At 58.2% G+C, this 467-nt stretch carries 1 protein-coding gene; it reads right to left on the bottom strand.

What is annotated here, in order from left to right; all coding sequences use genetic code 11:
• Window positions 1-317, bottom strand: a 317-nt coding sequence (locus HMPREF2924_RS34380) for a TIGR03757 family integrating conjugative element protein (RefSeq protein ID WP_083325387.1), incomplete at its 3' end; no start/stop codon positions are given.
• Between the last annotated feature and the right edge of the window lie 150 nt (window positions 318-467).

Raw genomic sequence — 467 nt, 5'->3', positions numbered from 1 at the left:
CTCCACGCATCGGCGACGTCTTGTTGTGCCTTAACCAGTTCTGCCTGCAGGCGTCGCCCCGCAGGGCTTTGTAGTAACTGCTGAAATGCTGCCTGAGCTTGTTGAGGATCCTTGGGTAGAGCGTCAGTCAGCTGCTCCTCAAGGTGCTGCTGGGCATCCAGGAGCAGGACTCGCGATGATCCGGTGGCAGTGACCGGATGAGCCTTGTCGGTGATGACCCAGGTTTCGGCCTGGCTCGCGCCGCTCAGCAGTACCAGTAGTAAGCCAACGACCAGCTTTTGTGGCCGCCAGCCAGGGGGAGAGTGATGAAGAGGCATGGGTCTGTACCGGTTCGAGGAAGGTACAGACAGCAGACAGGATCACTTCCGATGGGGCAGCAGGAAATCATCAACTCGTAGGTGGTGTATTTTTTCGAGCCGTGATCGAGCGCTGCTGCGTACATAAGTAGGGGTGACGCCTGCATGTCC

Origin of the sequence: Pseudomonas sp. HMSC063H08, assembly GCF_001813645.1 — a bacterium.
Taxonomy (GTDB): Bacteria; Pseudomonadota; Gammaproteobacteria; order Pseudomonadales; family Pseudomonadaceae; genus Pseudomonas; species Pseudomonas aeruginosa.
This window is presented reverse-complemented; position numbering and strand designations above follow the sequence as displayed.